General features: G+C 67.5%; 19 protein-coding genes. 7 read left to right on the top strand and 12 right to left on the bottom strand.

Annotated elements, in window-relative coordinates; all coding sequences use genetic code 11:
- Positions 1–33 precede the first annotated feature (33 nt).
- Positions 34–456: a MarR family winged helix-turn-helix transcriptional regulator gene (locus tag ACFTSF_RS18445; protein ID WP_380154899.1), complete on the bottom strand. Its 423-nt coding sequence runs from the start codon at positions 454–456 to the stop codon at positions 34–36.
- A gap of 138 nt (positions 457–594) precedes the next feature.
- Between ACFTSF_RS18445 and ACFTSF_RS18440 the strand changes: the two genes are divergently transcribed.
- The gene (locus ACFTSF_RS18440) at positions 595–2,445 is read left to right on the top strand and encodes an ABC transporter ATP-binding protein (RefSeq protein ID WP_380154898.1); all 1,851 of its coding nucleotides are present in this window, start codon (positions 595–597) and stop codon (positions 2,443–2,445) included.
- 882 nt (positions 2,446–3,327) lie between these two features.
- Here ACFTSF_RS18440 and ACFTSF_RS18435 read toward each other — a convergent pair.
- Positions 3,328–4,149, bottom strand: coding sequence for a DeoR/GlpR family DNA-binding transcription regulator (locus ACFTSF_RS18435; protein ID WP_344165139.1), 822 nt, complete (start codon positions 4,147–4,149; stop codon positions 3,328–3,330).
- A gap of 213 nt (positions 4,150–4,362) precedes the next feature.
- Here ACFTSF_RS18435 and ACFTSF_RS18430 point away from each other — a divergent pair, with 213 nt between their 5' ends.
- Genes ACFTSF_RS18430 through ACFTSF_RS18405 form a run of 6 tightly spaced genes read left to right on the top strand, consistent with a single transcriptional unit; the run spans position 4,363 to position 10,803 of the window.
- Positions 4,363–5,400, top strand: coding sequence for an autoinducer 2 ABC transporter substrate-binding protein (locus tag ACFTSF_RS18430; protein ID WP_380154897.1), 1,038 nt, complete (start codon positions 4,363–4,365; stop codon positions 5,398–5,400).
- A gap of 10 nt (positions 5,401–5,410) precedes the next feature.
- Positions 5,411–6,892, top strand: coding sequence for a sugar ABC transporter ATP-binding protein (locus tag ACFTSF_RS18425; RefSeq protein ID WP_380154896.1), 1,482 nt, complete (start codon positions 5,411–5,413; stop codon positions 6,890–6,892).
- A complete protein-coding gene (locus tag ACFTSF_RS18420; protein ID WP_380154895.1) occupies positions 6,889–7,908 on the top strand; it encodes an ABC transporter permease in 1,020 nt (339 codons plus the stop codon). The genes ACFTSF_RS18425 and ACFTSF_RS18420 overlap by 4 nt, the downstream gene beginning before the upstream one ends.
- Positions 7,901–8,896, top strand: coding sequence for an ABC transporter permease (locus tag ACFTSF_RS18415; protein ID WP_344165131.1), 996 nt, complete (start codon positions 7,901–7,903; stop codon positions 8,894–8,896). Before ACFTSF_RS18420 ends, ACFTSF_RS18415 begins: the two co-directional genes overlap by 8 nt.
- Positions 8,893–10,389 carry an FGGY-family carbohydrate kinase gene (locus ACFTSF_RS18410; RefSeq protein ID WP_380154894.1) on the top strand — a complete coding sequence of 499 codons (1,497 nt, stop codon included), beginning with the start codon at positions 8,893–8,895 and terminating at the stop codon, positions 10,387–10,389. Before ACFTSF_RS18415 ends, ACFTSF_RS18410 begins: the two co-directional genes overlap by 4 nt.
- 3 nt (positions 10,390–10,392) lie before the next feature.
- Complete coding sequence (locus ACFTSF_RS18405; RefSeq protein ID WP_380154893.1) at positions 10,393–10,803, top strand: hypothetical protein; 411 nt, start codon at positions 10,393–10,395, stop codon at positions 10,801–10,803.
- Here the strand turns inward: ACFTSF_RS18405 and ACFTSF_RS18400 are convergent.
- The 10 genes from ACFTSF_RS18400 to ACFTSF_RS18355 form a co-directional block, all read right to left on the bottom strand.
- Complete coding sequence (locus ACFTSF_RS18400) at positions 10,796–11,533, bottom strand: SDR family NAD(P)-dependent oxidoreductase (protein WP_380154892.1); 738 nt, start codon at positions 11,531–11,533, stop codon at positions 10,796–10,798. The two genes, ACFTSF_RS18405 and ACFTSF_RS18400, sit on opposite strands and share 8 nt — an antisense overlap.
- Before the next feature lie 90 nt (positions 11,534–11,623).
- Positions 11,624–11,815: an antitoxin gene (locus tag ACFTSF_RS18395; RefSeq protein ID WP_380154891.1), complete on the bottom strand. Its 192-nt coding sequence runs from the start codon at positions 11,813–11,815 to the stop codon at positions 11,624–11,626.
- Positions 11,816–11,918: 103 nt separating this feature from the next.
- Positions 11,919–14,438 (bottom strand): LuxR C-terminal-related transcriptional regulator, encoded by a 2,520-nt coding sequence (locus ACFTSF_RS18390; protein ID WP_380154890.1) that lies wholly within the window; start codon positions 14,436–14,438, stop codon positions 11,919–11,921.
- Positions 14,435–15,658 carry a DUF6923 family protein gene (locus ACFTSF_RS18385; RefSeq protein WP_380154889.1) on the bottom strand — a complete coding sequence of 408 codons (1,224 nt, stop codon included), beginning with the start codon at positions 15,656–15,658 and terminating at the stop codon, positions 14,435–14,437. The genes ACFTSF_RS18390 and ACFTSF_RS18385 overlap by 4 nt, the downstream gene beginning before the upstream one ends.
- 28 nt (positions 15,659–15,686) lie before the next feature.
- On the bottom strand, positions 15,687–16,454 hold the full coding sequence (locus ACFTSF_RS18380) for a hypothetical protein (protein WP_344165117.1): 768 nt from the start codon (positions 16,452–16,454) through the stop codon (positions 15,687–15,689).
- Complete coding sequence (gene ispH / locus ACFTSF_RS18375; protein WP_380154888.1) at positions 16,451–17,389, bottom strand: 4-hydroxy-3-methylbut-2-enyl diphosphate reductase; 939 nt, start codon at positions 17,387–17,389, stop codon at positions 16,451–16,453. Before ispH ends, ACFTSF_RS18380 begins: the two co-directional genes overlap by 4 nt.
- Positions 17,390–17,401: 12 nt before the next feature.
- Complete coding sequence (locus ACFTSF_RS18370) at positions 17,402–18,448, bottom strand: family 2 encapsulin nanocompartment cargo protein polyprenyl transferase (protein WP_380154887.1); 1,047 nt, start codon at positions 18,446–18,448, stop codon at positions 17,402–17,404.
- A 10-nt stretch (positions 18,449–18,458) separates the two neighbouring features.
- A complete protein-coding gene (locus ACFTSF_RS18365; protein ID WP_380154886.1) occupies positions 18,459–19,847 on the bottom strand; it encodes a family 2B encapsulin nanocompartment shell protein in 1,389 nt (462 codons plus the stop codon).
- Positions 19,844–22,039, bottom strand: coding sequence for a germacradienol/geosmin synthase (locus ACFTSF_RS18360; RefSeq protein WP_380154885.1), 2,196 nt, complete (start codon positions 22,037–22,039; stop codon positions 19,844–19,846). The genes ACFTSF_RS18365 and ACFTSF_RS18360 overlap by 4 nt, the downstream gene beginning before the upstream one ends.
- Before the next feature lie 3 nt (positions 22,040–22,042).
- A complete protein-coding gene (locus tag ACFTSF_RS18355) occupies positions 22,043–23,452 on the bottom strand; it encodes a family 2B encapsulin nanocompartment shell protein (protein ID WP_380154884.1) in 1,410 nt (469 codons plus the stop codon).
- Positions 23,453–23,755: the final 303 nt, after the last annotated feature.

Below are 23,755 nucleotides of genomic sequence, written 5' to 3'. Positions count from 1 at the left end.
TAGCGATCGCCGTACCGGATCTGGGGGAATCTGTCAGTCGTCGGCGAGGCGGTTCAGGAGGCTCAGCAGGGTGGACTGTTCGTCCGGGGTGAGGCGGTCGAGCAGGGTGACCATCGCGTCGCGGCGGTTGCGGCGGACGGTGGCGAGCAGGTCGGCGCCGGCCGGGGTGAGCGCGACGAGGGTGGCGCGGCGGTCGTGCGGGTCGGGCTGGCGTGCGAGCAGGCCGCCGGCCTCGAGGTCGTCGACGACCGAGGTGGCCGAGCGCGGGACGATGCCGAGCTGGGTGGCGAGCTCGCTCAGGCGCAGCGGCCGGTCGGCCTGGTCGAGGGTGCGCAGGACGCGGAAGCGGCCGTGGGTCAGGCCTTCGACATCAGCCTTCGCGGCACGCCGCTGCCTGCGCAAGATGTCGTCGAGCCGGGCGGCGATCTGTTCGGCGGTGTCGTCGGACGCTGTCACGGGAGGAGCCTAACGGGAGACGGTCTTGTGAGTTTGCCTCATAGTGAGGTAACCTCAGCATATCTGATCCTGAACCGAAAGGCCTCGATGTCACAGATCTCCGGAATGCCGGGGGCGGGAGGCGGTGGTGGGCGAGCGATGCGCTCACTGCTGAAGGACTCCTCCGTCCGGCACCACAAACTCTCCGCGGGCACCTTGCGCCGCATCGCCGGATTCGCTGTTCCCTATCGCGGCTACCTGGCCGCCTTCCTCCTGCTCGTCGCGATCGACGCCAGCGCCGGCGCGGCCACCCCGCTGCTGTACCGCGCGATCATCGACCGCGGCATCGTCCCCAAGAACACCGCTCTCGTCATCTGGCTCGCGCTCGTCGTTGCCCTGCTGGCGATCGTCAGCGGTGCCGTCACGCTGGCCCAGCGCTGGTTCTCCGCGCGGATCGGCGAGGGGCTCGTCTACGACCTGCGCACCTCCGTCTTCGACCACGTGCAGCAGATGCCGATCGCGTTCTTCAGCCGCACCCAGACCGGTGCGCTGATCCAGCGGCTCAATGGTGACGTCCTCGGCGCCCAGCAAGCCTTCACCTCAACCCTGTCGAACGTCGTCAGCAACGTCCTGAGCGTCACTCTCGTGCTCGCCGCGATGTTCGTGATGTCGTGGCAGATCACTCTGCTCGCGCTGGTCCTGCTACCGCTCTTCATCCTCCCGGCCCGGTTGATGGCCGGTCGGTTGCGCGAGGCAACAGCCGAGACCTACCGGCTGAACGCGACCATGGCGCAGACCATGACCGAACGCTTCAATGTCGCCGGCGCCATGCTGGCCAAGATCTTCGGCCGCAGCCAGGAGTCGTCCAAGGACTTCGCCGACAAGGCCGCGCGCGTTCGCGACATCGGCGTCACCACCTCCATGTACGCCGGCATCTTCCGCGTCTCGCTCACTCTCGTCGCAGCGCTCGCCGTGGCGCTCGTGTACGGCGTCGGCGGCGTCTTCGCCGTACAGGGCGCACTCGGCATCGGCACAGTCGTTGCGCTGACCGCCTATCTGGCGAGGCTCTATGGTCCGCTGACCGCACTCTCCAACGTCCAGGTCGACATCATGACCACGCTCGTCAGCTTCGAGCGAGTGCTCGAGGTTCTCGACCTCCCGCCGATGGTTGCCGACCGCAAGGACGCGAAAGAACTCCCGCCCGACGTCGAACCGTCGATCGAATTCGACCAGGTCCATTTCCACTACCCCTCCGCGGCCGAGGTCTCCCTCGCCTCACTCGAGTCAGTGGCAACCCTGTCGGCCGAGACCGGCGAAGAGGTGCTCAAGGGCGTCAGCTTCTCGGTCCGCCCCGGCGAAATGGTCGCCGTCGTCGGCCCATCCGGAGCTGGCAAAACCACCCTCGCTTCGCTCGTCTCCCGCATGTACGACGTCACCGGCGGCGCGATCCTGGTCGGCGGTCACGACGTCCGCGAGGTGTCCCAACGCTCACTCCACGACGTGATCGGCGTGGTCACCCAGGACTCGCACATGTACCACGACACCATCCGCTCCAACCTGCTGTTGGCCCGCCCCGAAGCCACCGAAGCCGAGCTCCACGAGGCCCTGACGGCGGCCCAGATCGCCCCCATGATCGACGCCCTGCCGGACGGCCTAGACACGGTCGTAGGCGACCGCGGCTACCGCCTATCCGGCGGCGAACGACAGCGCCTAGCCATCGCCCGCCTGCTCCTCAAATCCCCCTCAATCGTCATCCTCGACGAAGCGACAGCTCACCTCGACTCCGAATCCGAAGCCGCCGTACAAGCAGCCCTGGCCAACGCCCTAACCGGCCGAACCTCCCTGGTCATCGCCCACCGCCTCTCCACCATCCGCAACGCCGACCAGATCCTCGTCCTCGACAACGGCCAAATCCGCGAACACGGCACCCACACCGACCTACTAGCCGCCAACGGCCTCTACGCCGAACTCCACGCCACCCAATTCGCCACCCCAGCAACCGCCGCCTGAATCGGTAACTTTGGGGCGCTATATGAGAAAGAATTACCGCCCCAAGCATCTAGCCCAGGTGAGGTGAGGGGCAGTCGCCAGGCGCCCTCTTCCCGAACCGCAACCCAAGCCCGTCAGCCCCAGACAACCTGCAGCCTCGGTAGCCGACCTCGCCATCCCCCCTCAGCCACCGCATCGCCCAGCCACCCCTTCTTTTAGTCGGCCGCAGCCCTGCTCAGCCCCAGCGAACGCCCCCGGCCGAGTCGCTCGCGCCCCCGGCCGCCGTACGCGACTCGACCGCCAAAAGACGGCCGACAAAACGAGAGGGCGCGCCAAGCAGATGGCTGAGCCGGATGGCGAGCCAGGCGCCCGCCCTTCACGTCGCCGAGGCCTGACGGGCTATGGCTGAGGTGCCCGATGTCGCGCTAGTCGGAACATTTTCGGGTCGTGGCGCCGAAAATACTCCGACCAACCACTAGCCACAAACAAGCTCCACCACCCCGGCCCCGCCATGACGTCCCCCGCGACCGAAGCCACCGTGCGCCCGGCGACTGAAGCCACCGTGTCTCGCGACCGAAGCCGGTGTGCGAGTGTGGGAAGTTCCGGGTTCAGTGGGAGGACCGTGTTGCTGGTAAGGGGTTTCCGGCGACACTCTTCCGACAGTCGGTGGATGCGTGTCGTGGGCGGCGACTGAATTCACCGTGCGCCCGCGACTGAAGCCACCGTGTCTCGCGAGCGAAGCCGGTGTGCGGCGCGAGCGAAGCCGGTGTGCGACGCGACTGGGGCCGGTGTGGGGCGGGACGTACGGCGAGGTTGCGTGGACCGCCGGGCCATCACGACTGCTGGTTTGCGCTGGTCGGAATATTTTCGGGTCGTGGCGCCGAAAATGCTCCGGGCAAGGTGTTAGAGGCGGCGGGGTGGGTGGTAGGTGGGGGGTTGTTCGGTGCGCCAGTCGTCGGTGGGGTCCAGGGAGGCTCGGACTATGCGGCCGGCGAAGGCGGGGAGTTCGGCGTCGGTGAGGCGGTCGTCGGTGATGACCAGGTCCAGTTCGGAGGCTTCGGCGATGAAGCCGACGCAGCGGGCGCCGAAGGCTTGGGAGCGGGCCAGGCCTACTCGGCGGTCGCCGGCGGACAGCAACGCTCTGGCGGTGGAGACGTGCCAGGCGTGCGAGGTGGTGATGCCGGCGAAGGGGTGGATGCCGTCTACCTCGAGGAAGACCCAGTCGGCTTGCTGGGTGGCGAGGAACTCGGCGGTGGCGGCGCCGGAGACGACGGTGGAGCCGGGGGCGTCGCGGAGTTCGCCGCCGGCGATGACGACGCGGATGTTGGGTTGGCGGCTGAGGCGTTCGGCCGACTGGAGGTCGGTGGTGACGACGGTGAGGTCTTCGACGTCGAGGAGGGTGCTGACCAGGCGGTCGATGCAGACGCCGGCGCCGAGGGCGATCCGGTCGCCGTTGCGGACCATCCGGCGGGCGGTGTGCGCGATGGCGTCGACGCCGCTGTCGGGGGTGGTGGCGAAGGCGACCGGTGGGCTGTCGACGGTACGGCGCCGGACGCCGCCGTGCAGGCGTTCGACCAGGTCGTCGCGGACGAGTCCTTGCAGGTCGCGGCGGATCGTCGAGACGTCGACGTCGAGGCGGTGGGCGAGGTCCTTGACCTCGACGTACTCGCGGCCCTCGACCTCGCGGAGGATCGCCCGCTGGCGGGTGTTGAGTCGTAACCGCATCCGTCGCCTCCCTCCGGGTAGTGCACGACTGTAAACCATCGGTCACCGGCCCGGTAAGGTTCTAACTGCCCGAAATCGGGTCGTCACTCACCATTGACATAGACCGGAACCAGCCGCCAGAGTGAGGCGCACTGCACGAATTCGTGCAGTGGTCGTGCGGAAACGTGCATGACAATACAAACGCTGGTTTGCCGACCGCCAGAGGAGTTTTGCATGAAGAAGCCGTCACTGCTAGTGCCCGGCGCCGTACTGATTGCAATGCTGGCCGGGTGCGGGACGGTGGATCAGGGCAAGACGGCGCCGCCCGCCGGAAACCCCTCCTCCTCATCCAGTGCGGGCGGCGCCTACATCAATGTGGTCAAGCTGACCGGCATTGCGTGGTTCGATCGGATGAACCAGGGCGTCAAGCAGTTCGCGACCACCGCCAAGGTGACCGCGACCCAGACCGGACCGTCGACGAACAGCCCCGAGCAGCAGGTCAGCCTGATCCAGGGCCTGATCGCGCAGAAGCCGGCCGCGCTGGCGATCGTGCCGTCGGATCCCAGTTCGGTGATCCCGGTGATCAAGCAGGCGCGGGCGGCCGGTATCAAGGTGGTCACCCACGAGGCGCCGGCGCTGACCGATGTCGACGCGGATATCGAGGCGTTCGACAACGCGAAGTACGGGCAGCGGATCATGACCGACCTGGCCTCGTGCATGAAGGGCAGCGGCGAGTACGTGCAGTTCGTCGGCACGCTGACGGCCGCGACCCACATGGCCTGGACCGAGGCGGGGTACGAGCTTCAGCAGCAGAAGTTCCCCGGCATGAAGCGGGTGAGCGCTCCGGTCGAGTCGAACAACAACGGCGACCAGGCGTACCGCAAGGCCAAGGAGCTTCTCCAGGCGCACCCGAAGCTGGCCGGCTTCCAGGGCGCGTCGTCGGAGGACATCCCGGGTATCGCTCGCGCCGTCAAGGAGGCCGGCCTGCAGAACGACACCTGCGTGTTCGGCACCGGCGTCCCGTCGCAGACCAAGGCGTTCGTCAACGACGGCTCGATCGACGCGATCTACCTGTGGGACCCGCAGCTCGCCGGTGAGGCGATGCTCAGCGCGGCCAAGCTCATCGTCGACGGCAAGCAGCTCGCCGAGGGCACGAACCTGGGTGTGAAGGGGTACGAAAAGCTGACAGTTTCGCCACAGAACCCCAAGGTCTTCCTCGGAGACGCCATGCTCGTGCTCACCAGAGCCGAGATCGGCAACTACGACTTCTGAACGGGTTCCGATGCGAGCACCCATCGTCGAGGCGGTCGGCGTCTCCAAGCGCTTCGGAGGCGTCAGGGCACTGACGGACGTCAGCGTCGCATTCCGCCCCGGCGAGGTGCACTGCATCGCCGGTGAGAACGGGTGCGGCAAGTCCACCCTGCTCAAGGTGATCAGTGGCGCCTACCGCCCGACCTCCGGCCACGTGATCGTCGACGGTACGACGTACGACCACCTCACGCCGCGGCAGTCCCTGTCGGCCGGGATCGAGGTCATCTACCAGGACTTCAGCCTGATGCCGAACCTGACCGCGGCCGAGAACATCGCCCTCCCCGGCTCCGTGGCCGGCGGCCGGCGTCTCTATTCCCGTACGGCGGCCCGCACTCTGGCGGAGCGGGCCGTCGTACGGCTCGGGGTTGAGATCGAGCTGGACATCCCGGTCGGCGAGCTGACCGTGGCCGAGCGGCAGCTGACCGCCATCGCGCGGGCGCTCGCGCACGAGGCCAAGTTCATCGCGATGGACGAGCCGACGACCGCGCTCACCTGGAAGGAGGTGGACGCGCTGTTCGCGGCGGTCGGCCGGCTGAAGGAGGCCGGGGTCGCGCTGGCGTTCATCTCGCACAAGATGCAGGAGATCTTCTCGATCGCCGAACGCCTGACGGTACTGCGTAATGGCGCGGTCGTGACGAGTGGTCGGCCGGACGAGTTCACCCACGCATCGTTGGCCGAGACGATGACCGGCCGTGGCAGTCAGAGCTTCGACCGGGTCGCACCCCGCAACAAGGGTCGCGCCCCGGCGCTCAAGGTGACCGGGCTCGGCCGGGAGCCGCTGTTCGCGGACGTGGATCTCGAGATCGGTCAGGGCGAGATCGTCGGCCTGGCGGGGCTGCTCGGTTCCGGGCGGACCGAGATCGCCGAGGCGATCTGCGGCGTGAAGCCCGCCCAGACCGGGACGATCGAGGTGCTCGGCAAGGCGACCCCGATCAACGCCCTCGCCGATGCGGTTGCCGCAGGCATCGGATACGTCCCCGAGGACCGGCTGACCCAAGGCCTGTTCCTCGATCAGCCGATCGGCGACAACATCGTCGCGACCCACCTGCCGGCCCGGCGCGGCTTCCTGAAGTCCGAAGCGATCGAACGGCGGAAGGCGCGCGTGGTCCGCGACCTCCGGATCAAGCTCGGCAAGCTGACCGATCCGGTTCGCTCACTGTCCGGCGGGAACGCGCAGCGCGTGCTGCTCGGCAAATGGCTCGTCGGCGAACCGAAGGTGTTGATCCTCAACGGCCCGACCGTCGGTGTCGACGTCGGCAGCAAGTTCGACATCCTCGGCGTACTGAACGCCCAGTCCCTGCAGGGCCTCGGCGTACTGATCATCAGTGACGACGTCCCCGAGCTGATCTCGATGTGCCACCGCGTGCTCGTCGTGCGCAGCGGCCGGATCGTCCGCGAGCTCAGCGGTGATGAACTCCGCGAAGACACCGTGGTCGCGGCGGTGACCGCGTGAGGCGAGTGATGGCGAACCAGGAACTGCTCCTGGTCGGGTTGATGGCGCTCCTGGTCCTCGGGGTCAGCCTGAAGTTCCCGGACTTCTTCGGTCTGCAGACGCTGTTCAACGTGCTCACCGCGTCGATGGTCGGGATGTTGTTCGCGGTTGGCGTGATGCTGGTCGTGGTGTCCGGTGGGATCGACGTCTCGTTCCTTGCCGTCGGCATCCTTTCCGCCTACGCCACGGTCAAGTACGGCCCACAAGGTGACGGCGCTTTCGGTGCGCTGGCGGTCTTCGCGATCAGTACGGCGATCGGTCTCGGCCTCGGTCTCATCAACGCGGCCGTGGTCATCGTCGCCCGGACGTCGGTGCTGATCGCGACCCTGGCGACCAGCTCGATCTACCTCGGGGCGATGTTCGCGTTCGTCGGCGGCGAGGTGATCTCGACCCTGCCGCAACCCGTGCAAACTCTCGGTACGACGCACCTGATCACCGTGAAGGGGGCAGTCCGGGGGACCACCAGCCTCAACGTGCTGATCCTGGTCGTACTCGTGGTCTGCGTGCTGGTCTGGGCGTTCCTGCGATTCACGATCGCCGGCCGCAGTATCTTCGCAGTCGGCGGTGACGCCGAGGCAGCCTCCAGGGCAGCGATCTCAGTACCGCGAACCCGCGTGCTGGTGTTCGCGATCGCCGGCGCGGTCGCCGGGCTCGCCGGCATCATCTCGATCACGTTGAGCGGGCGCGCCGACCCGACTACCTTCATGGGCCGCGAGCTCGACACTCTCGCCGCGGTGGTTCTCGGCGGCGTCGCGATCACCGGTGGTCGAGGGACCGTCCGTGGCGCGGTCCTCGGCGTACTGCTGATCTCCCTCGTGACCGCGTCCCTCGTCCCGCTCGGCATCCCGACGATCTGGCAGCGGGCCGCAGTCGGCGCCCTGCTGATCGGCGGCATCCTCCTGCAGACCGCGATCAGCCGTCGGCAACGGATCCGGCCGATCCTGGACGCGCCCGCGCCGGAGGTGACCAATGCCTGAGCGCCTCCGCAGCTTGCTGCTCACCATGGGCACCCGAGCCAGCTTCATCCGGCTTCTGGTGGTCGCCGTCGCGATCGTCGTCGTGTTCGGCATCCTGAACCCCACGGTCTTCCTGAGCGGACAAAACCTCCAGTACGTCGAATTGGCGTCGCCCGAGGTGGCGATCCTCAGCCTGGCCATGGCGTTGACCATGTTGACCGCCGGAATCGACCTGTCCGTGGTGTCGATCGCGAACCTGTCCGGTGTCGTCGCCGCACTGATCATGACGAACGGCCATCAGTCACCGGGTCTCGCGATGCTGGCCGCGGTCGGGGTTGCACTGGCGTGTGGAGCGGTCAACGGATACCTGGTCGGCTTCAAACACGTGCCGCCGATCCTGGCCACGCTTGCGACCGGTCAGTTGTTCTCAGGACTCGCACTGGTCGCGTCGAGCGGGACTGTGGTCAAAGGACTGCCGGATTCGTTCACGCGAATCGCCTTGCTCACCGTGGCCGGCGTACCGCTGATCTTCTGGGTGATGCTGATCGCGGCCGTGATCATCGGGATCGTGGTCGCCAAGACCCCACTGGGCTTCCGGATGCGGCTGGTCGGCGCGAACCCGACCGCCGCCGACTTCAGTGGTATCCGTCGCGGCCGTGTGCTGCTGGCGACGTACGTGATGAGCGGTGCACTCGGTGGCGTGGCCGGTCTGATCATCTCCGCGCGAGCCGGTGGCGCGAACTCGGACTACGGTTCGTCCTACGTGCTGCTGGCCGTGGTGATCGCCGTCCTGGCCGGCGTCGATCCGGAAGGCGGTTACCTGACTGTCGCCGGAGTCGTGATCGCAGCGATCGCCATGCAGCTCCTTGGCGCCGGACTCCTATCCCTCAGCGTCAGCTCGCATGTAGTGAACATCTGCCAGGGCTTGTTGCTAGTAACCATGGTCTTGCTGAACACCTGGGGAACAGCCTTGTCCGCCCTCCTGCCAACCCGGAGAGTGACGGCATGAGTCACCTGATCGGGGTCGACATCGGGACTGGCAGCACCAAGGGTGTGCTGACCACGACCGATGGCGTTGTGGTGGCGATGGCGCGACGCGATCATGCGCCGACGTTCCCGCAGCCGGGGTGGGCGGAGATGGATGCCGAGCGGGACTGGTGGGGTGATGTCGTCGAGGTGCTGCGTGAGCTCACCGCGGCGCACCCGGACAAGCGGATTGCGGCGGTCTGCGTTTCCGGGCTCGGGCCTTGTGTCGTGCAGACCGATGACAACCTCAAGCCGCGCCGCAAAGCCATCCTGTACGGCGTCGACACCCGCGCGACCGCGGAGATCGACGAGATCACCAAGCAGCTCGGCGCGGATGCGATCCTGGCCCGCTGTGGCAAGGACTTGTCCAGCCAGGCGATCGGTCCGAAGCTGGCGTGGCTGCGGCGGATGGCGGACTCCGACTGGCGAGCACAGGACCGCTGGTTCAGCGCACACACGTACGTCGTCGCGCAGCTGACCGGCGAGTGGGTGCTCGATCACCACACGGCGAGTCAGTGCGACCCGTTCTACGACATCCAAGAACAGCAGTGGGCAACCGACTGGGTTGAGGAAGTGCTCCCCGGCCTGGCCTTGCCGCGACTGGTGTGGCCGGCGGACCAGGTCGGCATCGTGCACGAGGCAGCCGCGGCTGCTACCGGTCTGGCCCAGGGCACTCCGGTCGTCGCAGGCACTGTCGATGCCTGGGCCGAGGCGTTCAGCGTCGGCGTCCGGAAGCCCGGCGATCTGATGCTGATGTACGGCTCGACGATGTTCTTCGTCCAGGTACTCACCGCACCGACCAGCGTGCGCGGCCTCTGGACCACCTCCGGTGTCGACCCGGCCTCACACACCTTGGCCGCCGGTATGGCGACCTCCGGCATCATCACCACCTGGTTGCAGGACCTGACCGGGGGAGTCCCGTTCGAGACGTTGGTATCCGAGGCTGCGGCGGTTCCGGCCGGCAGCGAAGGCCTCGTGATGCTCCCGTACTTCAGTGGTGAGCGCACCCCGATCTACGACCCGCTGGCCCGCGGTGTGATCGCCGGGCTGACCTTGCGACACGGACGCGGGCATCTGCTGCGAGCGACGTACGAAGGCATTGCCTGCGGGGTGCGCCAGATCGTGGCCGAGTTCGAGGCCGCGGCCGGTCAGCCGGCCCGGGTGGTGGCGGTCGGCGGTGGCACGCAGGGCGGGTTGTGGACGCAGATCGTCAGCGACGTCAGTGGCCTTGAGCAACAAGTTCCCGCACAGACCATCGGCGCCGCGTACGGCGACGCGCTGCTGGCCGCGATCGGTGTCGGACTGGTTGCCCCGGACACCGATTGGGCGCAGCTCGATCACACCGTGCGCCCTGATCCGGCGACTGCTTCCACCTACGAGACGTTGTTCCGCACGTACGCCGAGTTGTACCCAGCGACACGGCGGCAAGTGCACCGGCTGGCCCGGTCGGTGCAATCACCGGACGGGGGTGAGTAGACCATGATGATCAGCAGGCCGATGCCGCTCGCTCTGGGCTACGTGCACAGGCGATGCTCGCTGCGCCACTTCGAGATCGGGATGGAGCAGCAACTACTAGCCGACGCCGCGCGGGCCCAGGGACACACCCTCGGGACCGTGCACGTCGATGACGCGCTGACCGATCCGGACGGATTCGCCGTACTGCTGGAGGCCGCGACGACCGAGGAGCACGTCTCCGCGGTGATCGTGCTGACCTTAGATCTACTCGGTGATCCGGACGATCCGTATTCGAAGTACAGCCGGCTGAACCAGCGCGGGATCCTCGTGCTCGCCGCGGATCAGCCCGTCGTACCACCTGAGCCGCAGTCGCTCCCCGGCGTGCCCGTGATCCAGGGCTGTCACCCCAAGCGTCGGCGGTCTCGCGTCAAGTGACGTCGCGGACGTGCAGTACGGCGCCGTTCGGCAGCTCGCGGTCCAGCAGGGACCAGATGATCCGGGCGACGTCCTCGGGCTTGGCCAGTTGACCGTCCGCCTCGAGTTGTCGGAACCGGCGCACTTCCGGCACCTGTTCATCCGAGCTCGCGCGCAGCTCGGCCTGCATCTCGGTGTCGACCGCACCCGGTGACACCGAGATCACTCGACAGCCGGAGGTACGACGATCCTGCTCCGGACCGACAGTGCGGACCCACTGGTCAATCGCCGCCTTGCCCGCTCCATAGCTCGACTCACCTTCGTGCGGACGCCGCGCGGCCCCGGACGACACCATGATCAGGTGTTTCTCGCAGGACACCCGGGCCACCGCCGTGAGGAACGCATGCCCCAGCACCTGAGCCGCGGCCGAGTTCAGCAGAACGTTACGGGTGTACTGCGCACTGTCGACCCGATCTGCCGATCCGAGTGGGGTCAGCGTCGCGGCGCCGTGGATGAAAACCACGACATCCCCGGTGAAATCGGCCGTGCGCCGGTCGAAGTCCTCGGCGACGGCCGGCCAGGACGCCGGGTCGGCCAGATCCACCCGCAGGTGGTGCGCACCCGCTGTACCGCCACGACGGGAGATGTCGATCAGCTCCACCGCCTCGAACGGGACCGTCGCCGCCAGCGCAGCGCCCAACCCGGCCGAAGCCCCTGAGATCCATACCAGCGCACGGCGCAGCCGACTCATCAGCAGTTCCCCCCTGCATCAGCCCCTGTTCAGGAGGGTACGTCGCCGAGCCCGGTCACCGCCATGAGCTGACGGTGACCGGGCGGTGGCTCAGCTGTTCTGCTGGTCGTCGCCGCCCAGGCTGCCGAGGCGGTCCTTGGCGAACTCCTGGCCCTGGTCGATCTTGTCCGCGTGCTCGCCGCCGGTCTTCTCGTCGGCGAGGTCACCGGCCTTGTCGATGCCCTCGTCAACCTTGTCGCCGTGCTCGCCGAGGGCGTCCTTGGCCTTGTCGAAAATACCCATCGTCTTTCCCCGTTCTCTCGATGGTTTCGGATCGTGCGCCCCCGCCATTACCCGTTTCCGCAGATCTCACACCCACCGGCGCTCTTATGTCCGGACATGATGCTCAGAGCAACGGCCCCAGGCTGTTGCGCCGGGCAACGCCGAGCTTGCGGAAGGTGCTCGTGATGTGGTCCTCGATGGTGCTGACCGAGAGCTTCAGCTGTTCGGCGATCTCGCGGTTGGTGAGGCCTTGCGCAGCCAGCCGGGCCACTTCGAGCTCTCGCGGCGAGAGCTTGTTGTTGTACCCGCGCCGTCCGCGCTTACGCGGCGCCGCGAAACCCGCCGCCCGCAACGCATCACGGCAGCGTTCGCCGTCACCGCGCGCGCCCAGAGCGTCGTACGTGCGAGCCGTCTCGGTCAGGTGTTCGGCGTCGCCTCTGCCCAGCAGGTAATGCCCGAGCTGCTCGCGCGCCAGACACTCGTAGTACCGCCAACCCAGAGCGCTGTACTGCGCCGCCGCCTGTCCGAAGGCGGGAACCGATGGGCGTACGACGGCATCGACGAGCGCCGCCGCCGCGGCAGCCGCCGGAGCGTTCACATCCCCGACCGCCTCGATGAACTCATCCGCCAACCGCGTCGCATCCTCGACCCGATTCGCCCGCATCAGCGTCGTACAGACCTGGATGACCAGATCACCGGAGATCGCCCACAACCCCTTGCGCCGAACGATGTCCAGGCACTGCTCGTAGGCGGCCTCGGGGCTCGCGGCAACCGCCGCGGCATGCAGCGGCCACGGTCCGAGCGCAGTCCGGGCGATGACCGTCTCGAGGATCTCCTTGCCCGTGGCAACATCACCGCGAGCCAGTCGATGCCGGCCGTCGACCAGGTCCAGCTCTGCCAGCACCAGTGGCAGACCTTCGGCCGCAGCCCTTGCCCGCGTCAACCGTTCCTCAAGCGTCGCCCAGTCGGCCGCCGCGAACGCGACCCGCACCTGCGCCGCCGCGACCACGGCCCGCGAATACCGATCCGTGCCGACATTCGCAAACGTCTGCCGCTGACCGAGCCAGGCACGTGCCGCAGCCGCCTCGGCACCAGGCGCCGGATCCAGCTCACCCGTGGCAAGCCGGAAACGAGCCTCATTCGTCCGTACGGCGTACCGCGTCACCCCGTCGACCGTCTCCTGCACGAGCGATCGGGCCTGGCGCATCCACACGCGCTGCTGGGCGATCGGCTCACCACCACGAGTCGGGACCGCGAGCACCGACAAGGCCCAGGCGATCGACCCCGGATCACCATCCAACTCCGGAACCGCCGCGCACAGCTCACGCCGTCCCGCCCGAATGTCACCAGCCCGGTCATGCAACAACAACCCGAGCATCAACCGCAGTCGCCCGCGCGTCACCCCGGCAACCTCCGACTCGGCCAGCACCTCACCCAGTACGGCGATCACCTCGCTCCACCGCGCGTTGTCGGCGAGCGCCGTCCGCCCGAGCTTGGTCGCGAGCCGAGCCCGATCGGTCCACGGTAAGGCGGTCACCTCCAGCATCGCGGTGAGCTGGTCGGCTCCGGCAATGAAGTTGCCGCCAGCAATCAAATGATCGGCGGCCAGCTCGGCGTGGGTCAGCCAGGTACCGAGCAAGCCACCCCTCCGGGCATGCTCGGCGATCCGCGCGTGGGGTGCCGGCGTGATCCCCATCAACGCCCTGGCTGCCTGCCGGTGCAACCGCCGCAACTCGTCCGGCGGCAGCATCGCCAGCACCGCGCGCCGAGCCAGCGTGTGCCGGTGATCGTAGAGTCCGGGCCGCCGCTCGTGCAGCAGTCCGGTGGCCAGCGCATGGTCGATCGCCGCCGTCAAGGACGGCCCGGTCAACCCGGCCACCGTGCCGAGCAGGTACTCCGGGGCCGCAGTCGTCAAGACCGCCGCGGCCCGAACGACATGTCGACATGACTCCGGTACTTCGCGCATCCGGATCCCCAACGACGCTCGCAACGCGACCGGCGGTGGTGTCTCGACCAGGGCTCGTCGTACCTCGTTCTCGACCGAGGTTCCAGGTTTGATCGTGCGCAGAAACTCCAGCACTGCAAAGGGAAGACCGCCACTATGTCGAGTCAGTTCTTCGGCCAGAGTCAGCGACAGTTGATGCCCACCCAGCTGATGAGCGGCCACTGCCTGCACCTCGCCGGCATCGAGCGGACCGAGCCGGATCTCGGTCAGCCGTTCGGCGAGGAACCCCGCCTCGATGGCCTCCGGCCGGCACGTCACGACCACGTGCACACCCTTCGGTATTCGGGCAGCGACGAACCGCACCAGCCGCAAGGTCTCCGGGTCCGCCCATTGCAGGTCCTCCACCGCGAGCACGATCGGACCGAGGTGCGCCAGGCCGCGCAGGACCGCACCGCGCCGATCGGGTTCGGCCGGGTCGACACCGAGAACCTCGAGCAGGGCCGCGAGGGACGACGTACCGGCGAGGCATTGGGTGATGAACCACGGCACCGGATGCCGGGACGCCACCTGGCGCAGGAGATGGGTCTTGCCCACTCCGGATTCGCCGACGACCAGGATCAGTCCGGAATCCTTGCTCAAGGCATCATGCAGTACGCCGAGTTCGTGCTCGCGCCGGGCTTCGACGCAGGGCGCGGTCACGAGCGCCGCATTCTGCGGGTCGCGGCCATCACGGCGCCGCCGGACATGATCAGGATGATGGTCGCCAGCGACCAGCGCCGCATCACCTGCACTGCGCGATCGGCTTCCGGCGGCCGGGCAGCTGCCTGCTGAGCCGCGACGAACTCCTTCTCCTCCGCAGGTTGCGCCGGACGCGGCGTCGGTGTCGGAGTCGGGGTAGGCGTCGGGCTGGAAGGTGGCGGCACAACCACCTGCGGCTCAAAGGTCGGCGTAGGAGTGGGAGTAGGCGTCGGAGTCGGCCGCGGCGGCACCGGGACAGCAGGTGTCGGCGTAGGCCTCGGGGTCGGCCGCGGGACCGGCGGCGTCGGCGTCAGCGTCGGCCGAGGCGTCGGCCGCGGTGTCGGCGGGCGAGGGGTTGGCGTTGGAGTCGGGGGAGGTGGCGATGGCGCGACGCGCGGCAGACAGCCCGCGGCCTCGCTGAACGCCACCGGTCGCCACGACGCGATCTCCCGCGCCGACCCGTTGAAGCCGATCAGGAACGCCCGGCTCGGCCGCCCGTGCCCGGTGTGAACGGCGTACACCCCCGACGCCCCGACCACCACCGAGCTGTACGAGTCGTGCCAAGGGATCCCCGGCACCGACGCGACGGTCTGCACCGAGCCGCTCCGCGGATCCAGGCTCACCAGCTTCGCGGTGTGCCCGGACGTCGAGACGCCGTACAGCGTGCCGCTCACGGGCGACACCCCGAAGTCGTCCACCGACAGACCCAGCGTCACAGGTTTCAGTCGCACATCACCCACCACCTTCCGGTACGTCGGACTCCCCGGATCGATGTCGATCGTGAAGAGCCGATGTACATCCCGCACGTAGAACTTCGTCCCGGAGACCGCGCCACCGACCGGATCGGCGAGGCCCCCGACACCCCGCCGTACCTCGCCCAGATCGGTGACCGCTCCCCGGCTGTTCACCGTCAGCAGCCGCGGCCGGCGCAGCAGCCAGCCGTGTTTGTCCCTGGTCGCCACGCCGTAGACGAGCCCTTGCCTGGTCGAGTACCCAGCGGCCTGGATCTGATAGTCGAGCCGGCCGAGATCCGTCGAGGTTCCGGCCGGCAGGTCGACCCGGACCATCCGGGACAACGACGTGAACCCGGTCGACCGGAAGTCGTAGATCGAGCACTCGGGGGTCGCCGCCTCGGACGGTACGGCGACCAGGACAACACCGGCCGCGGCTACCGCGACCACCGCTGAGCAGGCGAGTGCTCGACGGACGTCACCCACTGTCGCCCAAGCGGGAGAGCGCGGACAGGAACGCTTCCGGACCGACATCAGCTCCACCGCTGAACGGGTTCTGCAGCTGGTAGATCGCGAACAGCAGCAACCCGATCGCGCCCGCCAGCATCGAGACGATGAAGGCGTAGGAGTAGAGCCCCGGGCCGCCGAACATGAACATCAGCGCCACCGACATCACGCTGCCGATCATGATCGCGAACCAGACCACGGAACTGACGCCGCTGCCGCTGGAGTTCAGCCGCTCCTGCCGGGCCTGGTACACGTTCCAGACCTGGCTGACTGCTTGGACCCGGCTCTCTTCCTGCCGCTGGCTGGTCGTCTTCGCGTTCTCCAGCGTGCGTTGCAGCTCGGACAGCAGCGTCCAGCCCTGCGCGCCGACGTCCCGCCCGTCCCGCATCGCCGGCCACTCGCGTTCGGCGACCTGGGTCGCGTACTCCTTGGTCAGCTCCTCGACCCGGGACCGAGTGGGCTCGGCCAGCGTGTTCCCCGACCAGTTGACCGCGACCAGCGCGTTCGCCTCGTCGTACGTCGTCTTGGACGCGGTGTCCATGCCGTCGAACAACGAGATCAGGACGAACGCCGCGATCACCACGTTGACTCCACCGACCACGGTGAAGACCTGTCCGGCGACCTCGTTGTTGGCCTCGCGGCCGACGCGCTGCCGGGCTTTGCGCAGTACGACGGCCAGGACGCCGGTGACGATCATGATGCCGCCGACCCACAGCAAACCGCTCACGAACAGAGTCATACTTGCCTCACTGCCGGGGGTAACGTGAACCGGACGGTCTCCCGGGTCACTTCGTGCTCGATCACCTCGACCGGACCCCAGGACGCGATCCGCTCGATCACCTCGTTCACCAGCTCGGGCGGTGCCGAGGCACCCGCCGTCAGTCCGACCACCTGGACGCCGTCGAACCACGAGACCGGTACGTCGTCCGCCCGGTCCACCAGGTACGCCGTCGTGCCGTTCCGCTCGGCCAACTCGACCAGGCGCACCGAGTTCGACGAGTTGGCCGACCCGACCACGAGCACGAGATCGGCCTGTTCGGCGATCACGGTCAACGCGGACTGCCGGTTCGTGGTGGCGTAACAGATGTCCGCCGTGTCCGGTCCCCGGGCGCCGGGGAACTTGTTGCGCAGGGCATCGATCAGGGCGGTGGTCTCGTCCACGGCCAGCGTCGTCTGGGTCAGGTACGAGACCCGATCCGGATCGTCGACCTGCAGTGCCTCGACATCCGCGAGCGTCTCCACCAGCACGGTTTGCTCAGGCGCCTCGCCGAGTGTCCCCTCCACCTCTTCGTGACCGGCGTGCCCGATCAGGACGACGGTGTCCCCGCGTGCGGCGTACCGGCGAGCCTCGACGTGCACCTTGGTGACGAGTGGACAGGTGGCGTCGACCACGTCGAGTCCGCGCCGCGCGGCGTCCTGGTGGACGACCGGCGCGACCCCGTGCGCGGAGAACACCACCGTGGCGCCTTCCGGCACCTGGTCGAGTTCGTCGACGAAGATCGCCCCCCGTTGGCGAAGGTCGTCGACGACTCTGGTGTTGTGGACGATCTGTTTGCGGACATAGATCGGCCCGGACCGGGCCGCCAGTAATCGTTCGACGATGTCGACCGCCCGTTCCACCCCGGCACAGAACGACCGAGGTGACGCGAGCAGGATGGTTCTTCGTGTCGTCATCGGATCCCCCCTTCAGTGATCACGACGGGTTGCGAGCCGTGCCAGCCTCTCCAGTTCGACGGACGCGGGTGCGAGTGCACCGGCGCTGATCAGTGAGCCCAGAGCTCCGGTCAGCAAGGCATCGGCCTGGGCCTGGCTGGTCGTACGACCACCCGCGGTCTCGACCAGTGCCGCCGCAGTCGTCAGCTCTTCGGCCGACAGCTCGTGGGTCTGCCCGTACAAAGCGGCGAGCTCCCGAGCGGCCGGCGTACCGGAGGCGAGCGCGGCCACCACTGGCAGCGACTTCTTGCGGCGGCTGAGATCGGAGTACACGGGCTTGCCGGTGACCGACGGCGTCCCCCAGATGCCGAGCAGGTCGTCGACGTACTGATACGCGAGCCCGAGATCCTCGCCGTACAGCCGGAGGTGGTCGACCTGGTCAGGTCGGCCGCCGCCGAGCAGCGCGCCGAGTGCCGTGCAGCACCCGAGCAGCGCGCCGGTCTTGAGCTGCGCCATCCGCACACACTCCGCCGGTACGACGTCGTCCCGGGTCTCGAACTCGGCATCGGCCAACTGCCCGTCGACCAGCTCCTGAACCGCCGCCCCGAGGATCCGCGCAGCCTCACCTCGCGCCGGATGACCGCTCCCGACCAGTACGTCGAACGCCAGGCCGAGCAACGCATCACCGGCGAGGATGGCCGGCCCGAGTCCGAACACGGTCCACGCGGTCGCGCGGTGCCGTCGCGAGGTGTCGCAGTCCATCACATCGTCGTGCAGCAAGGAGAAGTTGTGCACCAGCTCGACCGCGACCGCAGCCGGGAGCGCGGCTTCCGTCGTACCGCCGACTGCTTGTGCGGTGAGCAGGACGAGGGCCGGACGAATCGCCTTGCCGCTGTCGGCGTGGGCCGGCCGGCCCTCCTCGTCGGCCCAGCCGAAGTGGTAGTCGGCGATCCGGCGGGTGGCCGGTGGCAGGGTGGCTATCGCGGCCCGGAGCGCAGGGTCGACGACCTCACGGCTCCACGCGAGAACCTCGGACGCCGAACGACCACTCTGACTGGTGGCCTCTTGGAGTGTTGACATCTCATCCCTCTCATCCACCGAGCTCGACGTTTTCCAGAACGCCCAGCGCGTCCGGGACGAGAACAGCCACCGAGTAGTAGGTGCTGACCAGGTACGAGATGACTGCCTTGTCGCTGATGCCGAGGAACCGCACGTTCAGGCCCGGTTCGTACTCGTCCGGCAGGCCGGTCTGGTGCAGCCCGATGACACCCTCGTCGTCGGCACCGGTTCGCAGTACCAGCACCGAGGTGGTGTTGGTGTCGGAGATCGGGATCTTGTTCGACGGCAGCAGCGGTACGCCGCGCCAGGCGTGCACGGTCTTGCCGTTGACCACCGTGTTCTCGGGGTAGATGCGCCGCTTGGTGCACTCCCGGCCGAACGCGGCGATCGCCTTCGGATGGGCGAGCAGCAACCGGGGTTTCCGCCGCCGGGTGAGTAGCTCGTCGAAGTCGTCCGGTGTCGGGGGACCGGTGCGGGTGTAGATGCACTGGTTGTAGTCCGCGTTGTGCAACAGCCCGAACTCGCGGTTGTTGAACATCTCCCACTCTTGCCGCTCGCGGAGCGCCTCGATGGTCAGCCGCAGTTGTTGCTCGGTCTGGTCCATCGGGTCGTTGTAGAGATCCGCGACCCGGGTCTGCACGCGCAGGATCGTCTGCGCGACGCTGAGCTCGTACTCCCGCGGGGCCGGGTCGTAGTCGACGTACGTGCCGGGCAGCACATCCTCACCGGCGTGACCGGAGGCGACGTCGATCTCCGCTTCACCGTTCTTGTTCTGCGCGTGCCGCGGGCGCTCGCGGTAGCCGTCGAGCTGGGTGCGCAACGACTCCGATCGATCGAGCAGCTCGGTGAAGTCCTGGCGACTGAGCCGGAGGACCACACAGCTGGTCAGTGCCTTGGCTGTGTATTCCCAGAGGTGTTCCGGCGGTTCGGTCAGCAGTTGCGCGCCGAGATGGTCGCCGTCGGCAACGGTCCCGAGGTCGGTGCCGGCGCCGTACTCGCCGACTCCGGTCTTGGAAACCTTGCCGTGCGCAATCAGTACGACGTCGTCCACCCGGCTGCCGAATTCGACGATCACCTCACCGGGCTGCACGTCATCGCGGTGGAAGCGCTCGGCCAGTGCGTTCAGTACGTCCTCGTCCTCGAACCCGCGCAGCGGCGGTAGCTCGGTGAGCTCGGCCGGGATCACTCGGACGTCCGATCCGGTGACCGAGAAGCTGAGCCGGCCGTCGCCGACCGCGAAGGTGGTCCGCCGGTTCACCCGGAAGGCTGCGCCCTTCGTCTCCACCCAGGGCAGCTGGTTCAGCAACCACCGCGGGGTGATGCCTTGCATCTGTGGGACGGTTTTGGTGGTGGTCGCCAGTTTGCGGGCAGCCGCCGTACCGAGGCTGAGCTGGGCTTGTTCCGTGTGGTCGACGGTCATGCTGCACCGGCCTTTCTAGCGAGTCGGAAGGCTGAGGTGCCTAGTCCAGTTGGAATGCCGAGTCGTTGCGGTTGGGCGGCGCGGTGTGGTAGATCGGAGGCTTTGTAGCGATGACAGCCTTCGTGCCAGACGAGGATTCCGGACATCCAGTTGCGGAGTTCCTCGGCGTACCCGAGCACGGCGTGCCCGACGTCGTCGGCGAGGCCGAAGTCGGCGATCATGGTGGGTAGGTCGTTCTCGGTGACGCGTTCGAACTGCTGCATCCGGGCCGTCATCAAGTCGTTGACCACGGCAACGGCCTCGTCCTTGGTGCAGGCCAGGAAGTTCTGCACGACCGCGACCCCGTTGTGGAAGTCGCCGTCGTACTGGGTCTCCTTGTGGTACGAGAAGAGATCGTTCAGCAAGCAGGCGTAGTCGGCGGCCGCGGCCTCCATCGCCTGCACCGGTCGCGATCGGTAGACCTCCGGAGGGATCCGGCGGTCGTGGCCGATCCGGCACAGACTCATGGTCAGATCCGAGCCGAACGTCCGGCGCCGCATCTCGACGTAGTCGACCGGATCGGGGATCCGGTTCTGCGCCTGGTTGGCCAGCTCCCACAGCCAGCTCTCGGTCATCGAGTCGACCGCCTGCCGGAAGGCCCGCCGGTTCTCGTCGGACATCGGCCCGGCGGTGCGCTGCCACAGATCGGCCAGCGACACCTCCAACGGTCCGACCGGCTCGGCGCCGACCAGGTCGAGCGGCATTAGCGCCGACAACCGTGCTGTGGTCACCTTGGCACCGGCCAGATCGCGCCGGCGCCCGAACACCTCGGGGTAGTAATCGTCGGCGTACGTCCCCCAAGCCAGCCACTCACTCGCCAGTGTGAGCTCGTCGGCCGAAGCATCCGGGAAGATGCCGGAGGCACAGAGCGGAAGGTCGAACGCCTCCAGCATCCGGGCATCCCAGATCGTCCCGTCGGTGATGCCAGTCTGCGCACCCCACTGCAGAACCTCGAGCCGCGCAGTGTCCAGGTGCGGACTGCTCTTGGCCTTGAACGGCATGTAGATGTCCGGCAAGGTCGTCGGCCCGACCGGCTGGTACGGCGTGAAGCTGTGACTGCGCGTGCGGTAGGGAGCCGTCGCGATCAACGACGAGACGATCCGCATCGCCGACGTACCGAGGCCTGTCGTCGCTGCCTTGCCGCCCTTGTTCATGTAGCGGCTCGACCGCAGATGCCACTCGTGACCACCGGACTGCCAGTCCTGCAGACCCTTCACATAGTTCAGTACGTCGAGCTGCCCCTGCGGGTCGATCCCGTTCTCGGCGATGAGTTGCGGGACCTCGATCACGGCCGTGTTCTCGAACTGGTGCAACCGCGAGGTGAGGATGTCGTTGACCAGGTTCGCCGCCCGTTGCGTCGGGCAACCGAAGAAGGTCTCCATCACCAGCACCGCGTTGTTGACCTCACCCTCCACCTCGACCTCGCGCTGGTAGGAGAAAAGGTCGTTGCGCATGTGGATGGCGTCCGAGAACGTGTCACTCAGGACATGCATCGGCCGCGTCTCCGCGATCGCCTCCGGTACTTCGGCCGTGACGTACTCGACCAGGTTCGCCGACCAGGGCGCGCCACCGACCTTGCGGCGCATCTCGATGTACTCGATCGGGTTGGCGATCCGGCCGGCGCTGATGTTCGACAGCTCCCACAGGGACTCGGCGAGCAGAGCCTCGGTGGTCAGCCGGAACCGCCGCCGCCAGTCCGCCGACATCGACGGGATGGTGCGGTTCCACAGATCGACAAGACCGCGCTCCACCGGATTCTCCGGGATCTCGGTGATCTCGCCTTCGGCCGGCATGAACACCAGCAGTCGGTCGAGGTACGCCTTCGCGGCCGGGATGTCGCGGGTCTTCTTGTACAGCTCGAGAAAATGGTCGTCGAAGTAGAAGACCCAGACATACCAGTCCGTGACCAGGTCGAGCTGCGGACCGGTCGCGTCCGGATGGGTGTACGCACACAGCAGCGCATAGTCGTGGGAGTCGAAGTCGTGCTCGTCCCAGACGTGATGCCCTTCCTGCGGTACGTCGATCATGTCGAACTCGTAGGCCCAGGACTTGCTGTGCGCCCGGGCTCCCTCCAGGTGTGGATTGATCCTGGCGGGATAGGGCACGTAGAAGTCGGGCAGCTCATAGGGCTGCGTTCCCCCGTGACCAGCCATCGATCAGCCCTCGCGGCCGATCTCCACGTTCTCGAGAACGCCTAGCGCGTCGGGGACCAAGACAGCGGCCGAGTAGTAGGCGCTGACGAGGTAGTTGATGATCGCCTTCTCGCTGATGTTCATGAACCGCACCGACAGGCCGGGCTCGTACTCGTCCGGCAACCCGGTCTGGTGCAGGCCGACGACACCCTGGGTGTCCTCACCGGTCCGCATCAGCATGATCGAGCTGGTCCGGGTGTCGCTGATGCCGAGCTTGTTGCACGGGAAGATCGGTACGCCGCGCCACGCGGGCAGCCGGTGTCCGCCGACATCGACGGAGTCGGGGTAGATGCCGGCCTTGGTGCATTCGCGACCGAAGGCGGCGATCGACCGCGGGTGCGCGATGAAGAAGGCCGGGTCCTTCCAGACCAGGCTGAGCAGCTCGTCCATGTCTCCCGGCGTCGGCGGTCCGCTGCGGGTCGGGATCCGCATACTCAGATCCGCGTTGTGCAGCAGGCCGAAGTCGCGGTTGTTGACCATCTCGTGTTCCTGCCGCTCGCGCAGGGCCTCGATGGTGAGCCGCAACTGCTGCTGGGTCTGATCCATCGGGTGGTTGTAGAGATCCGCGACCCGGGTGTGCACCCGCAGCACGGTTTGCGCAACACTCAGCTCGTACTCACGCGGGGTCGTCTCGTAGTCGACGTACGTGCCGGGCAGATCGGACTCACCCGCATGGCCGGCCGCCAGCTCGATGGCGGCCTCGCCGAACTCGTTGCTGGCGGCCTCGGGGCTGTTGCGGAAGTTCTCGATGTGCGCGCGGAGACTGTCGGACTGGCCGATCAACTCCTCGAACGACTGCTGCGACAAGGTGAGCAGCGTGCCCGGCGTGAGTGCCTTGACCGTGTACTCCCACAGGTCGTCGGACTCGAGAATCGCCTTGTAGGTGAAGTGATCGCCGTCGATCAGGGTCTCCAGCACGGTCTCGTCGCCGTACTTGCCGACGCCGATCTTGTTCACCTTGCCGTGGGCGATCAGGCAGATCTGGTCGGCCGGGTGACCGCGTTCGACGATCACGTCGCCGGGCTGGAAGTCGCGCTGCACGAACCGGTCCGCGAGGGCGGACAGCACCTCGACGTCGTCGAAGCTGCGCAACATGCCCAGTTCGCAGAGCTCCTGCGGGATCACCCGGACCTCCGCACCGGAGGTGGTGAAGGTGACCCGGCCGTCGCCGACGGCGTAGCTCAGCCGGCGGTTCACCCGGTAGGCGCCACCCTTGGCCTCCACCCACGGCAGCAGTTTGAGCAGCCACCGCGAGGTGATGCCCTGCATCTGCGGCTCGGACTTCGTGGTCGTGGCCAGGTTGCGGGCGGCCGCCGTACCGAGGCTCAGTTGCGGCTGGCCGTTAGCGCTCACATCAGGTTCGGTCAGGGTCATGGAAGATACACCACCGTTTCGAATCGACTGCGGGCATGCGTCAGCACCACGCCTGCGTGGTCTGCGCAGGTGAGGACCTTGTGGATCCGGGCCACGCTGGACGTGCTGTCAAGGCATGACAAAGCCAGGACTCAGCGCGGGTCTGCTGTCTGATGGCATGGGCGGAGCGACGACGAGTGGCATACGGATTCCGGCGTCCCCAGATCGCCTACTGTCCGACCCCGTCGGGGTACTCACTAACAGTAGTCAGATGCTGACCGGCCCCGTCAAGATGTACGCACGGTCAACTTCTTTCAGACCTTG

Source organism: Kribbella sp. NPDC056951 (assembly GCF_042674205.1).
Taxonomy (GTDB): Bacteria; Actinomycetota; Actinomycetes; order Propionibacteriales; family Kribbellaceae; genus Kribbella; species Kribbella yunnanensis.
This window is presented reverse-complemented; position numbering and strand designations above follow the sequence as displayed.

Bases quoted from the DNA above. Each gene is read 5' to 3' on its own strand.
- ACFTSF_RS18440 (WP_380154898.1), top strand. From the start codon at position 595: ATGCGCTCACTGCTGAAGGACTCCTCCGTCCGGCACCACAAACTCTCC.
- ACFTSF_RS18430 (WP_380154897.1), top strand. From the start codon at position 4,363: ATGAAGAAGCCGTCACTGCTAGTGCCCGGCGCCGTACTGATTGCAATG.
- ACFTSF_RS18400 (WP_380154892.1), bottom strand. From the start codon at position 11,533: ATGAGTCGGCTGCGCCGTGCGCTGGTATGGATCTCAGGGGCTTCGGCC.
- ispH (WP_380154888.1), bottom strand. From the start codon at position 17,389: ATGACGACACGAAGAACCATCCTGCTCGCGTCACCTCGGTCGTTCTGT.
- ACFTSF_RS18380 (WP_344165117.1), bottom strand. From the start codon at position 16,454: ATGACTCTGTTCGTGAGCGGTTTGCTGTGGGTCGGCGGCATCATGATC.
- ACFTSF_RS18405 (WP_380154893.1), top strand. From the start codon at position 10,393: ATGATGATCAGCAGGCCGATGCCGCTCGCTCTGGGCTACGTGCACAGG.
- ACFTSF_RS18425 (WP_380154896.1), top strand. From the start codon at position 5,411: ATGCGAGCACCCATCGTCGAGGCGGTCGGCGTCTCCAAGCGCTTCGGA.
- ACFTSF_RS18370 (WP_380154887.1), bottom strand. From the start codon at position 18,448: ATGTCAACACTCCAAGAGGCCACCAGTCAGAGTGGTCGTTCGGCGTCC.
- ACFTSF_RS18410 (WP_380154894.1), top strand. From the start codon at position 8,893: ATGAGTCACCTGATCGGGGTCGACATCGGGACTGGCAGCACCAAGGGT.
- ACFTSF_RS18435 (WP_344165139.1), bottom strand. From the start codon at position 4,149: ATGCGGTTACGACTCAACACCCGCCAGCGGGCGATCCTCCGCGAGGTC.
- ACFTSF_RS18365 (WP_380154886.1), bottom strand. From the start codon at position 19,847: ATGACCGTCGACCACACGGAACAAGCCCAGCTCAGCCTCGGTACGGCG.
- ACFTSF_RS18415 (WP_344165131.1), top strand. From the start codon at position 7,901: ATGCCTGAGCGCCTCCGCAGCTTGCTGCTCACCATGGGCACCCGAGCC.
- ACFTSF_RS18355 (WP_380154884.1), bottom strand. From the start codon at position 23,452: ATGACCCTGACCGAACCTGATGTGAGCGCTAACGGCCAGCCGCAACTG.
- ACFTSF_RS18395 (WP_380154891.1), bottom strand. From the start codon at position 11,815: ATGGGTATTTTCGACAAGGCCAAGGACGCCCTCGGCGAGCACGGCGAC.
- ACFTSF_RS18360 (WP_380154885.1), bottom strand. From the start codon at position 22,039: ATGGCTGGTCACGGGGGAACGCAGCCCTATGAGCTGCCCGACTTCTAC.